The 15,628-nt window shown below is 59.6% G+C and carries 14 protein-coding genes and 1 tRNA gene; 7 read left to right on the forward strand and 8 right to left on the reverse strand.

Annotated features, from left to right (window positions below):
• Positions 1-52 precede the first annotated feature (52 nt).
• Positions 53-1,063 carry a tRNA dihydrouridine(20/20a) synthase DusA gene (gene dusA, locus QE453_RS16045; protein ID WP_004441712.1) on the forward strand — a complete coding sequence of 337 codons (1,011 nt, stop codon included), beginning with the start codon at positions 53-55 and terminating at the stop codon, positions 1,061-1,063.
• 6 nt (positions 1,064-1,069) lie between these two features.
• Here dusA and QE453_RS16050 read toward each other — a convergent pair whose 3' ends face one another.
• Positions 1,070-1,870 carry a DUF72 domain-containing protein gene (locus QE453_RS16050; RefSeq protein WP_244404991.1) on the reverse strand — a complete coding sequence of 267 codons (801 nt, stop codon included), beginning with the start codon at positions 1,868-1,870 and terminating at the stop codon, positions 1,070-1,072.
• Positions 1,871-1,926: 56 nt separating this feature from the next.
• Positions 1,927-4,848, reverse strand: coding sequence for an excinuclease ABC subunit UvrA (gene uvrA, locus QE453_RS16055; RefSeq protein ID WP_077987108.1), 2,922 nt, complete (start codon positions 4,846-4,848; stop codon positions 1,927-1,929).
• A 265-nt stretch (positions 4,849-5,113) separates the two neighbouring features.
• Here uvrA and QE453_RS16060 point away from each other — a divergent pair, with 265 nt between their 5' ends.
• Together QE453_RS16060 and QE453_RS16065 are read left to right on the forward strand one after the other, a co-directional pair.
• Positions 5,114-5,692: a single-stranded DNA-binding protein gene (locus tag QE453_RS16060; protein WP_048902810.1), complete on the forward strand. Its 579-nt coding sequence runs from the start codon at positions 5,114-5,116 to the stop codon at positions 5,690-5,692.
• Between the two features lie 33 nt (positions 5,693-5,725).
• Positions 5,726-5,989: a hypothetical protein gene (locus QE453_RS16065; RefSeq protein WP_234823715.1), complete on the forward strand. Its 264-nt coding sequence runs from the start codon at positions 5,726-5,728 to the stop codon at positions 5,987-5,989.
• A gap of 54 nt (positions 5,990-6,043) precedes the next feature.
• Here QE453_RS16065 and QE453_RS16070 read toward each other — a convergent pair whose 3' ends face one another.
• Positions 6,044-7,192 carry an HPP family protein gene (locus tag QE453_RS16070; protein WP_309777438.1) on the reverse strand — a complete coding sequence of 383 codons (1,149 nt, stop codon included), beginning with the start codon at positions 7,190-7,192 and terminating at the stop codon, positions 6,044-6,046.
• Positions 7,193-7,319: 127 nt separating this feature from the next.
• Positions 7,320-7,949 carry a MarC family protein gene (locus tag QE453_RS16075; RefSeq protein WP_035208833.1) on the reverse strand — a complete coding sequence of 210 codons (630 nt, stop codon included), beginning with the start codon at positions 7,947-7,949 and terminating at the stop codon, positions 7,320-7,322.
• Positions 7,950-8,165: 216 nt separating this feature from the next.
• Between QE453_RS16075 and gyrA the strand changes: the two genes are divergently transcribed.
• On the forward strand, positions 8,166-10,958 hold the full coding sequence (gyrA, locus tag QE453_RS16080) for a DNA gyrase subunit A (RefSeq protein ID WP_137068675.1): 2,793 nt from the start codon (positions 8,166-8,168) through the stop codon (positions 10,956-10,958).
• A 92-nt stretch (positions 10,959-11,050) separates the two neighbouring features.
• Here gyrA and QE453_RS16085 read toward each other — a convergent pair whose 3' ends face one another.
• From QE453_RS16085 to QE453_RS16095, 3 genes are all read right to left on the reverse strand, one after another.
• Positions 11,051-11,311 (reverse strand): hypothetical protein, encoded by a 261-nt coding sequence (locus QE453_RS16085; protein ID WP_004441743.1) that lies wholly within the window; start codon positions 11,309-11,311, stop codon positions 11,051-11,053.
• A gap of 82 nt (positions 11,312-11,393) precedes the next feature.
• A complete protein-coding gene (locus tag QE453_RS16090; protein ID WP_081093392.1) occupies positions 11,394-12,887 on the reverse strand; it encodes a D-alanyl-D-alanine carboxypeptidase in 1,494 nt (497 codons plus the stop codon).
• A 139-nt stretch (positions 12,888-13,026) separates the two neighbouring features.
• Positions 13,027-13,746 (reverse strand): hypothetical protein, encoded by a 720-nt coding sequence (locus tag QE453_RS16095; RefSeq protein ID WP_004441745.1) that lies wholly within the window; start codon positions 13,744-13,746, stop codon positions 13,027-13,029.
• A 131-nt stretch (positions 13,747-13,877) separates the two neighbouring features.
• Here QE453_RS16095 and QE453_RS16100 point away from each other — a divergent pair, with 131 nt between their 5' ends.
• From QE453_RS16100 to QE453_RS16110, 3 genes are all read left to right on the forward strand, one after another.
• Positions 13,878-14,141 (forward strand): hypothetical protein, encoded by a 264-nt coding sequence (locus tag QE453_RS16100; protein ID WP_004441746.1) that lies wholly within the window; start codon positions 13,878-13,880, stop codon positions 14,139-14,141.
• Between the two features lie 15 nt (positions 14,142-14,156).
• Complete coding sequence (locus tag QE453_RS16105) at positions 14,157-14,384, forward strand: hypothetical protein (RefSeq protein ID WP_037089202.1); 228 nt, start codon at positions 14,157-14,159, stop codon at positions 14,382-14,384.
• 578 nt (positions 14,385-14,962) lie between these two features.
• Positions 14,963-15,052: transfer RNA gene (locus QE453_RS16110), tRNA-Ser, on the forward strand.
• Positions 15,053-15,175: 123 nt separating this feature from the next.
• Here QE453_RS16110 and QE453_RS16115 read toward each other — a convergent pair.
• Positions 15,176-15,514, reverse strand: a complete 339-nt coding sequence (locus tag QE453_RS16115) for a hypothetical protein (protein ID WP_309777441.1) — start codon at positions 15,512-15,514, stop codon at positions 15,176-15,178.
• Between the last annotated feature and the right edge of the window lie 114 nt (positions 15,515-15,628).

The raw sequence follows: 15,628 nt of genomic DNA on the forward strand, positions 1-15,628 counted from the left end.
ACTGGCTTTTTACGGTCCTTTGCTGTAGAAGCCGGCGCAAAGAGGTTAATCCATGTACAGACAAGCGCTTGCAAGCGGCGAAAAAATCTTCGCCGTGGCCCCCATGATCGACTGGACCGATACGAGGTGCAGGTTTCTGCACCGGCAATTGTCGAAGCGTGCGCTGCTTTACACCGAAATGATCGTTGCCGACGCCATCATCCATGGCCAGCGTGACAGGCTGCTCGGTTATCACCCTCAGGAACACCCCGTCGCGTTGCAGCTCGGCGGGTCTGATCCGGCCAAGCTTGCCGAAGCGGTGCGGATCGCCGGGGACTACGGTTATGATGAAATCAATCTGAATGTTGGCTGTCCCTCGGATCGGGTGCAATCCGGCACCTTCGGCGCTTGCCTGATGCGCGAGCCTGATGTGGTGGCGCAATGTGTGGCCGCAATGAAGGCTGCCGCCAGTGGGCCGGTTACCGTGAAATGCCGGATCGGGGTGGATGAGCAGGAGCCGGAAGCGGTTCTTCCTGATTTTCTGAAGAGGGTTGTTGCGGCGGGTGCGGACGCGGTCTGGGTTCACGCGCGCAAAGCCTGGCTGCAGGGGCTTTCGCCAAAGGAAAACCGCGAAGTGCCGCCGCTCGATTATGACCTCGTCTATCGCATGAAGCGGGAAAATCCTGACGTCTTTATCGGCATCAACGGCGGCATCGCCGATCTCGATCAGGCGAGCGGACATCTCCAGCATATGGATGGCGTGATGCTCGGCCGGGCCGCCTATCACAACACCTCCATCCTTGCCGACGTCGACCATCGAATCTATGGCGAGGAAGCCCGCCACCCGGACTGGATGGCGCTGCGTGACGCGATGATGGCCTATGCCGCCGATTATATCGCCGCGGGCGGACGTCTCAACCACGTCACCCGCCATATGGTCGGACTGTTTCAGGGCATGCCCGGCGCGCGCCGTTTCCGGCAAATCCTCTCCAGCGATGCCACGAGGCCCGGGGCAGGGCCGGAGGTCATCGAGGCCGCTTTCGCCAGCATCGATGTCAGCACCACGAAAGACATGGCGGGCTGAAAGCGCTCAGACCGCCTTTTGCAGTTCCTGCGCACCATTAGGCGCATTGACCTTGCCGCCGGTAATGAAGAAAGCGAAAACATCGCGCGGGGTCTTCTCAACCTTCCGATCCGGCGCGATCAGCGGCAGATCGTCCGGCACACCTCCCCTCGCATAGGTCTTTACCCGCTCAGCCCAGTGCGTGATCTCTTTTTTCGGATAGCAGGTCTCGATGTCGTCCTCGCCCTTCTGCAGGCGGCAATAAACGAAATCGGCCGTTACGTCAGGCAGCATCGGATAATCGTGATGGTCAGCGCAGACGACGGCGACCTTGTGCCTGGCAAGAAGTTCGATGAATTCCGGAACCTGAAATGTCGGGTTGCGCACCTCCACGACATGGCGAAGAGTGAGCCCGTCCTGCTTTTCGGGCAGCAGCGCCAGAAATGCACCGAAATCCTCCGCGTCGAATTTTTTCGTGGGCGCAAACTGCCAGAGGATGGGACCGAGATGGGACCCGAGTTCCGTCAACCCCTGCGTCAGGAACTTCGTGATCGACTCACCTGCCTCGGCCAGAACCCTGCGGTTGGTGACAAAGCGGCTTGCCTTTAGGGAAAACACGAAATCCTCGGGCACTTCGGATGCCCATTTCGCAAAGGTCTCCGGTTTCTGGCTGCTGTAATAGGTGCCGTTCACCTCGATTGCCGTGAGCTGCCGGCTGGCGTGTTCCAGCTGGCGTTTTTTCGGCAGTTTTTCGGGATAAAAAGTGCCTTCCCAGGGCTCGAAGGTCCAGCCGCCGATACCGGTGCGGATCGTGCCTGATGTCGACATATCTAGTTCCTCCTCCGGCCTTCGGCCTTTCGAACCTTTGCGACGAAAGCTGCGGCTTACTCCGCAGCCTCCCGTTTTCCGGCCGGCCGGCGCTCCAGAAGCTCCTTCAGGAAGTGGCCGGTATAGGAACGCTCCACCTTGACGATGTCTTCCGGCGTGCCCGTGGCCACCACTTCGCCGCCGCCCGTACCGCCTTCAGGCCCGATATCGATGATCCAGTCCGCCGTCTTGATGACTTCGAGATTATGCTCGATCACCACCACGGAATTGCCCTGTTCCACCAGCGCATGCAGCATCTCGAGCAGCTTGTTGACGTCGTGGAAATGCAGGCCCGTCGTCGGCTCGTCGAGAATATAGAGCGTGCGGCCCGTCGAGCGCTTCGACAGTTCCTTGGCGAGCTTGACGCGCTGCGCCTCGCCGCCTGAAAGCGTATTGGCCTGCTGTCCGACCTTGATGTAACCGAGGCCGACATCGAAGAGCGATTGCAGCTTGTCGCGCACGGCGGGAACGGCGGCGAAAAATTCGACGCCTTCCTCAACCGTCATATCCAGCACGTCGGCGATGGATTTGCCCTTGAAGGTGACGTCCAGCGTCTCGCGGTTATAACGCTTGCCGTGGCAGACATCGCAGGTGACGTAGACGTCAGGCAGGAAGTGCATCTCGATCTTGATCACCCCGTCGCCCTGGCAGGCCTCGCAGCGGCCACCCTTGACGTTGAAGGAGAAGCGGCCGGGCGCGTAACCACGAGCCTTGGCTTCCGGCAGGCCGGCGAACCAGTCACGGATCGGCGTAAAGGCGCCGGTATAGGTGGCCGGGTTGGAACGCGGCGTGCGTCCGATCGGCGACTGGTCGATATCGATCACCTTGTCGATGAATTCGAAACCATCGATGCGGTCGTGTTCGGCCGGGATTTCACGCGCGCCCATGACCCTGCGCGCCGCCGATTTATAGAGCGTCTCGATCAGGAAGGTGGATTTGCCGCCACCCGAAACCCCGGTTACGGCCGTGAAAACACCGAGCGGCACAGCGGCCGTGACATTCTTCAGGTTGTTGCCGCGTGCGCCAAAAACCTTGATCTCGCGGCCCTTCTTGGGTTTGCGGCGCTCAGCCGGCACGGCAACACCGAGTTCACCGGAGAGATATTTGCCGGTCAGCGATTTCGGATTGGCCATCACTTCCTGCGGGGATCCTTCGGCAATCACCTGGCCGCCGTGAATACCGGCCGCCGGGCCGATATCGACAACATAATCCGCCGTCAGAATGGCGTCCTCATCATGTTCTACCACGATGACGGTGTTGCCGATATCGCGCAGATGTTTCAGCGTATCCAGCAGGCGCGCATTGTCGCGCTGGTGCAGGCCGATTGAGGGCTCATCGAGAACGTAGAGAACGCCGGTGAGGCCAGAGCCTATCTGCGAGGCCAGACGGATACGCTGGCTCTCCCCGCCCGACAGGGTGCCCGAATTGCGCGACAGGCTGAGATAGTCCAGCCCTACATCGTTGAGGAATCGCAGGCGTTCGCGGATTTCCTTGAGGATACGGACGGCAATTTCATTCTGCTTCGCGTTCAGGCTTTCCGGCAGCACCTCGAACCAGTCGCGCGCCGTGCGGATCGACATTTCGGTGACTTCACCGATATGCAGCTTGTTGATCTTGACCGCCAGCGCTTCCGGCTTCAGGCGGTAACCGGCGCAGGCTGGGCAGGGGGCTGCCGACATATAGCGCTCGATTTCCTCGCGCGCCCAGGCGCTGTCTGTCTCTTTCCAGCGCCGCTCCAGATTGGGCACGATGCCTTCGAAATTCTTGACCGTCTTGTAGGAGCGGGCACCGTCCTGGTAGTTGAACTCGATCTTGTCGTCAGTGCCCTGAAGAATGGCGTGCTGCGCCTCCTTCGAAAGATCGGACCACTTGCTCGAAAGCTTGAATCCGAAGGCTTTGCCGAGCGCTTCCAGCGTCTGGTTGTAATAGGGCGACGATGATTTTGCCCAGGGAGCAATGGCCCCGTCACGCAGGGTACGGGCCGGCTCCGGTACGATCAGGTTCTCATCCACCTTCTGCTGCGAGCCAAGGCCATCGCAGCTGGGGCAGGCGCCGAAGGGGTTGTTGAAGGAGAACAGACGCGGTTCGATTTCCGGAATGGTGAAACCGGAAACGGGGCAGGCGAATTTTTCCGAAAACAGCACCCGCTCATGGGTCTCGTTGAGAGACTTGTTGGCGGAACCACCGGCCGCCGTTTCTTCTGCGGGCAGCGGTTTGTCGGCGAATTCCGCGATCGCCAGGCCGTCCGCGAGCTTGAGGCAGGTCTCAAGGCTGTCGGCAAGACGCGCGGCCATATCCGGGCGCACGACGGCGCGGTCAACCACCACGTCAATGTCGTGTTTGTACTTCTTGTCGAGAGCAGGAACGTCGGCGATCTCGTAGAACTGGCCGTCCACCTTGACGCGCTGGAAGCCCTTCTTCATCAGCTCGGCAAGTTCTTTCTTGTACTCGCCTTTGCGGCCGCGCACGATCGGCGCGAGGATGTAAAGACGCGTGCCTTCCTCGAAAGCGAGGATGCGGTCGACCATCTGGCTGACCGTCTGGCTTTCAATCGGCAGGCCCGTGGCCGGCGAATAGGGGACACCGACACGCGCGAAGAGCAGGCGCATATAGTCGTAGATCTCGGTGACCGTGCCGACCGTGGAGCGCGGGTTGCGCGAGGTGGTCTTCTGTTCGATGGAGATTGCCGGCGACAGGCCCTCGATCTGGTCGACATCCGGCTTCTGCATCATTTCCAGGAACTGGCGCGCATAGGCCGAGAGGCTTTCGACATAACGGCGTTGGCCTTCGGCGTAGATCGTATCGAAGGCGAGCGACGACTTGCCTGAACCGGAAAGCCCGGTCATGACGATCAGCTTGTTGCGTGGCAGATCGAGATCGATACCCTTGAGATTGTGTTCACGGGCACCACGGATGGAAATCGTCTTCAGTTCACTCATGACAAGGCTCGGACAAAAATAACAGGCTGGATGGCGGCGCGTCCTTATGTAGTGACGCAGCCGGACGTGTCGAGGTCTATTCCCTATCGGTCGCAGCTTTTCACGATGCTTGACTCGAAATCTGCAATTCAATAGAACAAAAAAGGAACGAATTGCAAGCGCGAATGTCTGCCCCCCACAGCTTAAGATTATTCTTTGTGGATAGTTCCATGCTTGCGGTGCCCTTTGCGGGCGGCGGCAGCTATTGTGTGCCGAATTTTTTGAAATGCAATTGCCGGTCATGATGGCCGGCGGACAGGATGACGAGATGGCTGGTAGCGTAAACAAGGTAATTCTGATCGGAAACGTGGGCGCTGATCCCGAAATCCGCCGGACGCAGGATGGCCGACCCATTGCCAACCTGCGCATCGCCACCTCGGAGACCTGGCGGGACCGCAACAGCGGCGAGCGCAAGGAAAAGACCGAGTGGCACACGGTCGTCGTGTTTAACGAAGGCCTGTGCAAGGTCGTCGAGCAATATGTGAAGAAGGGCGCCAAGCTCTATATCGAAGGCCAGTTGCAGACCCGCAAATGGCAGGACCAGACCGGTAACGACCGTTACTCCACCGAAATCGTGCTGCAGGGCTTCAACTCCACGCTGACCATGCTCGATGGTCGCGGTGAGGGCGGCGGCCGTAGCGGCGGCGGCGACTTCGGCGGCGGTAATGATTATGGCAGCGGCGGCGGCTCCAGCTATGGCGGCGGTTACGACCAGCAGTCCTCCTCGCGCGGCGGTTCTTCCCGTGGTGGCAACCAGCCTTCGGGCGGATTCTCCAACGACATGGATGACGATATCCCGTTCTGATCGAACCGGGGACGAAGAAACGTGTGACAGGAGGTGAGCTTGACTGACGAAACCCTGCAGCCAAAACAGCCCGCCACCTGGCGCATCATCCTCGCTTTTTTTCTCGACTTCTGGACGGCGTTTTTCGCCGCCGGATTTCTGGTCGCGACGGTAGCGGGAGGGCGGACGCCCGGAGGTTTTGCCCTCAACGGTGCGCCCGCCTTTATCGCCTTTGTGCTGATCATTGCCTATTTTGTCGTGCTCGGGCGGTTCTTCGGTGGCACACTGTGGCAGCGCCTTTTGAAGGCGAGACGCTGACATCGGGCTTTGCCGTTTTTTTTAAGAGAAGAACACTTCGACGCCCGGGGCAGTCTATGCCGCGACTTTATCGGCCAGCATCGCCACCATGACATCGGATTGCGACACGATGCCGACCATCTTACCCCTGGCGTCGATGACAGGCAGATAATGCAATCCTTCCTCCGCAAAGCGGATGATTGCTTCCTCGATTGGTGTTTCCGGCCGCACGGTTTTAACGGGCGATGTCATGATGTCCTTGACCGTATCGTTGGGGGCACTTGCGCCTGACAGGATGAGGCGAAGCCGCTGCAGGAAACCGATCGAGGGACGACCGTTTCTCCAGCTCGCCTTTTCCAGAAAGTCTGTCTGGGTGACGATGCCGACGATTTCGGCGCTGTCATTGGTGACGGGCAACGCCTTGAAATGATGGCTTTGCATCAGGGCATGCGCGTGGCGCAGGCTGTCATCAGGGGCGACGCCGACCACATCCCGCGACATGACACTTTCGCAATCGAGATGCAGCGCGCGACGCCGGTAGGAGCGCAACTCTGTCTTCCGCAGGATGGTTTCCAGCGCGTCGCGGTCGATATCGATGAACTCGTCATATTCCTTCAGCACGTCGTCGAGATCGGTGGAGGAAAAGCCGATTTTCTGGATGGGTGTCGGATCGGCTGTCCCGTGCGCGGCCTTGCCAAGCTTCAGACCGTGTGGATAGGCGCGGCCGGTGGCATTGTTGTAAGCGACGGCCAGGGCAAGAAGGATCAGCGAATTTCCGGCGACCGGCCACAACAGGAAACCATAGCCGAGGCCATGTATGGCAGGGCCGCCCAGAACGGCCGTCAGTGCCACCGCACCGCTCGGCGGATGCAGGCAGCGCAGCGCCATCATGGCGGCGATGGCCAGGCTGATGGCGAGCGCGCTTGCGAGGAACGGATCCGGAACCAGCAGCGCCACCGTCACCCCGACAAAAGCCGAGACGAAATTCCCGCACAGGATCGACCAGGGCTGCGCCAGCGGGCTGGAGGGTACGGCGAACAACAGGACGGCCGAAGCCCCCATCGGCGCGATCATGGCGGGCAGCGTGGGATCGAAACGAAGAGCGAAACTGGCGAGAATGCCAGTCAGCAGTATGCCGACGAAGGCGCCTGTGGCGGAGCGGAGCCTTTCCCTGTTGCTGACGGGTGCGGCATCGGGAATCATGCGGCGCAGCGTGGAACGCATGGAGATAACTTTCGAATCCGAAATGACACGCGTCTTTTAGCCGAAGCGCCAGCTGAATTTAAGGGAGGATTTTCCGGCATTTCAGCGGTGGCAGGAATTTATTGCGTTGGTGTCGCGCAGGGACGGCTCAGAAAGCGAATGCGGATTTGATCCCGTCGACCACGAATTGCACCGACAGTGCAGCCAGCAGCACGCCGAGAAGCCGGGTAAGGATGGCGCGGCCGGTATTGCCGAGAAAGCGGTCCATCCGTTCCGAGACGATCAAGGCCGCGTAAACGAGAGCCATCGCGAAAGCGAGGATAAGGATGAGCACCACCATCTCGACCGTGGTCTTCATTGAGCCGGCAAGCAGAACGGTGGCGGAAATAGCACCCGGCCCGGCAATCAACGGCAGGGCCAGCGGGAAGACCGCGAGATTGTGGAGATGGTCCTTGGTAATGGCGATTTCCGAGGTCTTTTCCTTGCGCTCCTGGCGCTTTTCGAAAATCATTTCAAAGGCGATCCAGAACAGCAGAAGGCCGCCGGCGATGCGGAAGGCGCCCAGCGAAATACCGAGCAGATTGAGGATTGCGAGGCCGAAGAGGGCAAAGACGGCAAGGATACCGAAAGCGATGATGGAGCCGCGCAACGCCACCTGGCTGCGCTGGTCACGGGTCATTCCGGCAGTCAGCGCCAGAAAGACGGGCGCAAGCCCAGGCGGATCGAGTGTGACCAGAAGTGTGGTAAGCGCATTGATGAGCGTTTCGCTGCTGGCCATTCTTTCCCCGTTGGTTTTGTTTTTAGGCCGGAGCCTACGCAAGTCGCGGGCACTTTGAAAGAGAGCGCCACGCATTTGGGCGGCTAAATCGTGAAAAGCGGCGTTCGTCTTGCAAATGACGCAAAAGCCTGTTCAAAACTCGCCGGGAAATTGGCTTAACGTGGCTGTTTCCGCTATAAAAATCCATCCGATTCTTAACAGAGAATGTGATCCGTTTTGACTGACCAGAGCCCCCCCGGCGGCGGAAAGCTTCCGCCAGGCATTGAACCGATTTCCATCATGGAGGAAATGCAGCGGTCGTATCTCGATTACGCCATGAGCGTTATCGTGTCCCGCGCGCTTCCCGATGTGCGAGACGGCCTGAAGCCGGTTCATCGCCGTATTCTGTACGGCATGTCCGAACTCGGCATCGACTGGAACAAGAAATACGTCAAATGCGCCCGCGTAACCGGGGACGTGATGGGTAAATTCCATCCGCACGGCAACTCGGCAATCTATGACGCGCTGGCGCGTATGGCGCAGGACTGGTCGCTCCGCCTGCCGCTGATCGACGGCCAGGGCAACTTCGGCTCCATCGACGGTGATCCGCCGGCCGCTGAACGTTATACCGAATGCCGTCTGGATAAGGCCGCGCATTCGCTGCTTGACGATCTCGACAAGGAAACGGTCGACTTCCGTGACAACTATGACGGCACCTTGCAGGAGCCGGTCGTCATTCCGGCCAAGTTCCCGAACCTGCTGGTCAACGGGGCAGGCGGCATCGCGGTCGGCATGGCCACGAACATCCCGCCGCATAACCTGTCAGAGGTTATCGATGGCTGTATCGCCCTGATCGACAATCCGGCGATCGAGCTGCCGGAACTGATGCAGATCATTCCGGGCCCTGATTTCCCGACCGGTGCGCTGATCATGGGCCGTTCCGGCATCCGCTCGGCTTACGAAACGGGCCGCGGATCGGTCATCATGCGTGGCCGCGCGACAATCGAGCCGATGCGTGGCGACCGCGAGCAGATCATCATCACCGAAGTTCCCTATCAGGTGAACAAGGCGTCGATGATCGAAAAAATGGCTGAACTGGTCAAGGAAAAGCGCATCGAGGGCATTTCCGACCTGCGCGACGAATCCGACCGCCAAGGTTATCGCGTCGTCATCGAATTGAAGCGCGACGCCAATGCAGACGTCATCCTGAACCAGCTTTACCGCTACACACCGCTGCAGACCTCGTTTGGCTGCAACATGGTGGCGCTGAACGGCGGCAAGCCCGAGCAGATGACGCTGCTCGACATGTTGCGTGCTTTCGTGTCCTTCCGCGAAGATGTCGTCAGCCGTCGCACGAAATATCTGCTGCGCAAGGCGCGCGAGCGGGCGCATGTGTTGGTCGGTCTGGCGATTTCCGTCGCCAATATCGATGAGGTCATCCGCGTCATTCGGCATGCTCCCGATCCGGCTTCGGCCCGAGAAGAACTGATGACGCGTCGCTGGCCTGCACAGGATGTGGAAAGCCTGATCCGCCTCATCGATGATCCGCGCCACCGCATCAACGAAGACGGGACTTACAACCTTTCCGAGGAACAGGCCCGCGCCATTCTCGAATTGCGTCTTGCGCGCCTTACGGCGCTCGGCCGGGATGAAATTGGCGACGAGCTGAACAAGATCGGCGCTGAGATCAGCGAATATCTGGAAATCCTGTCATCGCGCCTGCGCATCATGCAGATCGTCAAGGACGAGCTTTCCGCCGTCCGCGACGAATTCGGTACGCCGCGTCGCTCCGAGATTGTCGAGGGCGGTCCCGATATGGACGATGAAGACCTCATCGCCCGCGAAGACATGGTCGTGACCGTTTCGCATCTCGGTTACATCAAGCGCGTGCCGCTGACGACGTATCGTGCACAGCGTCGCGGCGGCAAGGGTCGCTCCGGCATGGCAACGCGCGATGAGGATTTCGTCAACCGTCTGTTCGTCGCCAACACCCACACGCCGGTCCTGTTCTTCTCCTCGCGTGGCATCGTCTACAAGGAAAAGGTCTGGCGTCTGCCGATCGGCACGCCGCAGTCCAAGGGCAAGGCCCTTATCAACATGTTGCCGCTGGAACCCGGCGAGCGCATCACCACCATCATGCCGTTGCCCGAGGACGAAACGACCTGGGAAACGCTTGACGTGATGTTCTCGACGACGCGCGGCACGGTTCGCCGCAACAAGCTCGGCGATTTCGTACAGGTCAACCGCAACGGCAAGATCGCCATGAAGCTGGACGAGGAGGGCGATGAAATCCTCTCCGTCGAAACCTGTACGGACCGCGACGATGTGCTGCTGACGACCGCGCTCGGCCAGTGCATCCGCTTCCCCGTGGACGATGTACGCGTCTTTGCCGGCCGCAATTCCGTCGGCGTGCGCGGCATCAACCTGGCCGAAGGCGACCGCATCATCTCCATGACCATTGTGGGCCATGTGGAAGCGGAGCCGTGGGAGCGTGCGGCTTACCTCAAGCGCTCGGCTGCCGAACGGCGTGCCGCAGGCGTGGATGAGGACGATATCGCGCTCGTCGGTGAGGAAGTAACGGAAGAGGGCGAACTCAGTGAGGAGCGCTACCAGGAACTGAAGGCGCGCGAAGAATTCGTGCTGACGGTTTCCGTGAAGGGCTTCGGCAAGCGTTCATCCTCTTACGATTTCCGCACTTCAGGCCGCGGCGGCAAGGGCATCCGCGCCACCGATACCGCGAAGACGTCGGAGATCGGTGAACTTGTCGCGGCCTTCCCGGTGGAAGAAGGCGACCAGATCATGCTGGTTTCCGATGGCGGACAGCTCATCCGTGTGCCTGTCAACGGCATCCGCATCGCCAGCCGCGCGACCAAGGGTGTGACAATCTTCTCGACCGCGAAGGATGAGAAGGTGGTTTCCGTGGAGCGCATCAACGAGCCTGAAGGCGACGACGAGACTGAAAATGGCAATGGCGAGGAGGCGGATGACAATCTGCCAACCACGCCGGAGGCACCGGAAAGCGAGGCGTAAGCCGCCTCGTTTTTCACATCAGGATCAACAAAAAACCCGCGGTGCCTGTGCGCCGCGGGGTTTTTCTTTGGGTTTCCGTCTCGTGCGGTCTCTCAGCGAATACGTATATGAACCGGTGAGCGCCCCGACCGACGGGCGACGTGCAGGTGAATGCTGGCTTCCGGCTGGTTGGCGCGCCAGGCACGGGCGCCATGCGAGAGCAGCAACGCCACGAGATCACGCGTTTTTGCCTTGGAACGGTTGAGACCAAGATCGGCGATACGCATCGCCGCCTCATGAATGGGATGCAGAACCGACAGGCTGCCATGCCCGTTGCCAGACGCAATGTCCGAATAATTCTCGTTGACTGCCATCTTGGAAAGCCTCGCTACTCATTACACAATTCGAGGAGACAGGCGATGTTCGAAACAGAGAGCACCGCCTGCGGGAACGTCTTCACTGAAGGGATGCCCAGCAGCTGACGCCTTTCTTTTTCAATGCATTGCATGCATTCACCGCGGCGTTCTGGCCATCGAAGCCGCCGAAACGGGCGCGGTATATCTGGGAGCCATCCTTGCTGTAGGCCACTGTGAAGGGCTTGGCTGAACGAAGCGCCGCACCACCTTTTTCCTGGGCGCTCTGCAGCAGGCCGCGCGCGGAATTTTCGTCCGGCGATGCGCCAATCTGGATGACCCAGCCGCCCTGCGGCGCGTCAGACCTTGCCGCAACGGAAGGTGCGGAGGCTGCGGAAGCCGAGGTGGAAGCCGTGACGATATTATCGACCTTGGTGGAATTGGTTATCAGCTTGCGATCGGGCGCGGAGGGCGCCTGACGGATGGGGTCTTTACCCTTCTGCCAGGTAGCCGCTTCCATTGCCTTGACGGCTGCATTGGAAGAAGATCCAGCAAAGGCGGTAACCGGCGCTTCCTCGTAACGCGTCTGCGGAACGGGTCCGGCATTGGGCAGGCCGGCATCCGTCGCGGCGACGGCGACAGAGGGAACGGCGGCGGCCACAGCGACCGGCTCTTCGACCGGGGCGGAACGCGTCTGTGCAATCAGGTTGCTGTTGCCGCCACGCGACGCCTGCGGCAGATAGGTTGCAACCAGTTTGCGCATGGTGGCGTCACGGGCGGCGCTGGAGCGACCGCCGAGGACGACGGCGACAATGGAGCGCCCGTCGAGCTGCGCGGAGGTGGCAAGATTGCTGCCGGCTGCACGCGTGTAACCGGTCTTGATACCGTCGACGCCCTTCACGGTTCCGACGAGGCGATTGTGATTGCCGATTACCTGCTTGCCGAAATTAAAGGTGCGGGTGGAGAAGTAACCGTAATATTGCGGAAAATGCTGGCGAAGCGCGATGCCGAGGCGGGCTTGGTCGCGCGCCGTGGTCATCTGGGCTGTATTGGGCAGCCCGTTGGCATTGCGGTAGGTCGTGCGCGTCATGCCCAGGGCACGGGCCTTTGCGGTCATCATTCTGGCGAAACGGTCTTCTGAGCCGCCGAGATATTCGCCGAGCGCCGTCGCCATGTCGTTGGCCGACCGGGTAACGAGAGCAAGGATCGCCTGCTCGACCGTAATGCTGCCGCCAGCGCGCACACCGAGTTTGGACGGCGGCTCCTTGGCTGCATTCGCCGAAACCGGCACCTTGGAATCAAGAGAGATACGTCCGGCACTGAGGGCTTCGAACGTCAGATAAAGCGTCATCATCTTTGTGAGCGAAGCCGGGTAACGCAGCCCGTCGGGATCCTCGCCGTAAAGCACCTTGCCGGTCTTCGCATCGATGACGATGCCCGCATATTTCGGATCGGCCTTTGCGGTCTGGACGGATGTTGCGGTTATGAACGCCGCCGCAAGTGTCAACGCCACAAACCTTACAAAAGACCCTGTACCCGCTTTGCGCGAATGTGCCCAAGATAGACTTTTCAACACTGCTGAACTCTTCAATCGCATATTTATGTTCCGCTCGGACACGCCCCGCCCGAATGCTCCGGGTAGAAACTTTATCGGGATGGCGTTACCAAGTGGTTTATGAAAGGTATCCGCCTTCCATAAAATGCGACTTTTCACACGCGATCTGTCTCGTGCCGTGTCACGGGTTTTCGTCTTTTACGAGGCGTTTCTCGACATAGCGCGTCACGGCTGCGTCTAGCGCCTGCCATTGCGGCAGCAGGTTGGCCGAGAATCGGTAGAACAGGCTCAGGTCCTGGCCGACGTGGATATCTCTCTGACAATCGCTACCCGTTGTTTCCTGAGGCGTCTGCGGCAGCAGGCAGCGCACCACATAGACGCTTTCGCCGTCGCGTCGGCCGGTCAATATGACTTCCTTGCCATAACCGGAATCAGCGCGCAGCCGATGGAGCAGCAGACCGTGCTTCAGGGGCGTCGGCTCACCTTCTATAAGTCTGGTATAAATCGGCTCGAAACGTCCTGACATGTCCTGCGACATGGTGCTTTGCGACAGCTGAACGAAAATCAGCCCGACTGCATTTTTCGGATCGTCGAAAAGGGCACGATTCGAATCTCGATACCCCGCAAGGTCGGGCCAGGTGAGGTAGAGGTCGGCGCGCTCATGTGCACCACTGTCACGATCAGACGGATTCCGAAGGGTGTTTTTTGCGAGTTTCAGCCGGTCGTTGCCGATGGTGATCTCCACTTCGTCGGTCGACGTGGTGTGTCCCGCCTGAATAATTCTGTCGCCATACCATTTCATGCCGAAATTGAGCGCAGTGAGAAGGGCGGCAAGGGCTCCGCATATGACGATGACGCGTCTTATGAGAGAAGAGGAAAGGAAGCCTGTGTCGCTATGCATGAGCTTTCAAACTCGTTCTGTCCGCCGGGTTTTCGGCGCGGAAATAATAGGCAAAGCTTTAACCCGCGGCGATCGCCATTGAAATGATGTTTTGCCGCTGCTACCTGATAAGCGCAAGCAAAGGACGGCATATGGCAGCGCGTGACAGATATTCCCGGAAACTCGAATGTTCCAAATGTGGCCATCAGGGTTTTGCCGAGGCGTCCGAGTCGGATGACAAAACCCGCCGGGACGTTGATTTCCGCATTGACGAAATGCCCCGGGGATTTCGCGCAGAACGCCCTTCGGGCGACCCAACCGACTTCATGATCCGCTGCGCCCAATGCGGCAACATATTCCGCTTCCTGCAGAAAACCGCCTATGCGCCGGGAGGCGAGCCGCGCGTCAAGGCCTGAACGGAAGGTGCCGGCATGACTTTACCGCAACAGCCCAACGGAGCGCCGCAAAGGCGCAAACCAATCTGGCCCTGGATCGTTCTGCTGGTGCTCACGCTCTGCGCGATCTATTCCTATAACCGCGCCAACGAAATCATCGCCGAGTTGTCCGATACCTTGCCGCCGGCGCTGCTGAACCTCTTCGAGGACATTCTCCGGGGGGAAGGCCGGCACGGCCATGGCGGGCCCAGCATCGGCGTTTGAGCGAGACGCCCGCCGTAAGGTCGCCCATCCTCCGGCCGCACATCATGTCATGACCATAAAAGAAAAAAGCCCCGCAAAGAGGCGGGGCAGGTTGATCGCTCGGGGAAAGTTGGGCAATGCCCGGGAGCGATGAGTGGGATATAAGAGACAATGGTGCGGACGCGATAGGCCACTTCCGTCCCAAACAGTACGCCAATGCACAAATTTCACTTAATCCGCAGATTTTTGAACGATGAATTTGACGGATCTGTAAGACAACTTGACAGGCTTTCGCTTTATTCTTTGCTTGCCTCGAATTGCACATATTCTCCTTTAACGTAACGTGACATGAGCAGACGCATGGATAAATCCGGAATCCTCTTTGTGGCGCTTTTGTTGGTGCTTGTTGCAATCGTTTTGAGCCTTACGCTGTTCGATACAGCTCAGCAGGTCCCTTCGATACCTTCAGGTGACGGCTCCCTGCTGCCGCCCGCAGCGACCCCGGGGCAATGATCCGCCCACTGTGAGAGAAGGAAGACGATGCTTGTCGGAGCGGGATTGACGCCCTTTTTCAAACCGCTATAAAGCCTCACCACCATGGATGGGTGTCCGAGTGGTTTAAGGAACCGGTCTTGAAAACCGGCGTGCGTGAGAGCGTACCGTGGGTTCGAATCCCACCCCATCTGCCATCAAGCGCAACATCATTCCTGCAATGTCGCGACGAGGCGTGTTCCCGCAGCGTTTGGGCATCGCGTAAATTCCGTACGAATAAGAAACCCGCCTTTCGGCGGGTTCCAGGCAGCGGTTGTGGATCAGATTTCCGGACAGCCTCGTTCATTTGCGAAGGTGATCCGGTCCGGTCCCCGGCGCGTGAAGCCTTCGACAACAACGCGGCCCGGAGTGACGCGCACGACTTTGGGATCACGAAGGCCTGCTTCACGGGCCGCAGCGCGGGCTTCGCGTTCGCTGCAGCCACGCATGCGTGGAGGACCCCGGCGGTCCATGTCCCGATCACGGTCGCGGATGACGGGACGGACGCCATCCGGGCCGATTCTGAGCTCCATATCCTGAGCGCCGGCTGGCATAGGTGCGGCGAAGGATACCAGGGCGATGCCAATCGCCAGACCTGTGGTTTTCATAAAATTTATCATGTTTCCTCCCTCAGCCGAAACCGGCGGAAGCTCGTTTGTTTGCGCGGAGAAAACGCGGTTACCGCTGCTTTGTTCCTTGCGAGGCTGCGAGGGGAGGACTGACGGCGGGCGGAT

Source organism: Agrobacterium sp. SORGH_AS_0440, assembly GCF_031453135.1.
In the GTDB taxonomy this organism is placed as follows: Bacteria; Pseudomonadota; Alphaproteobacteria; order Rhizobiales; family Rhizobiaceae; genus Agrobacterium; species Agrobacterium pusense.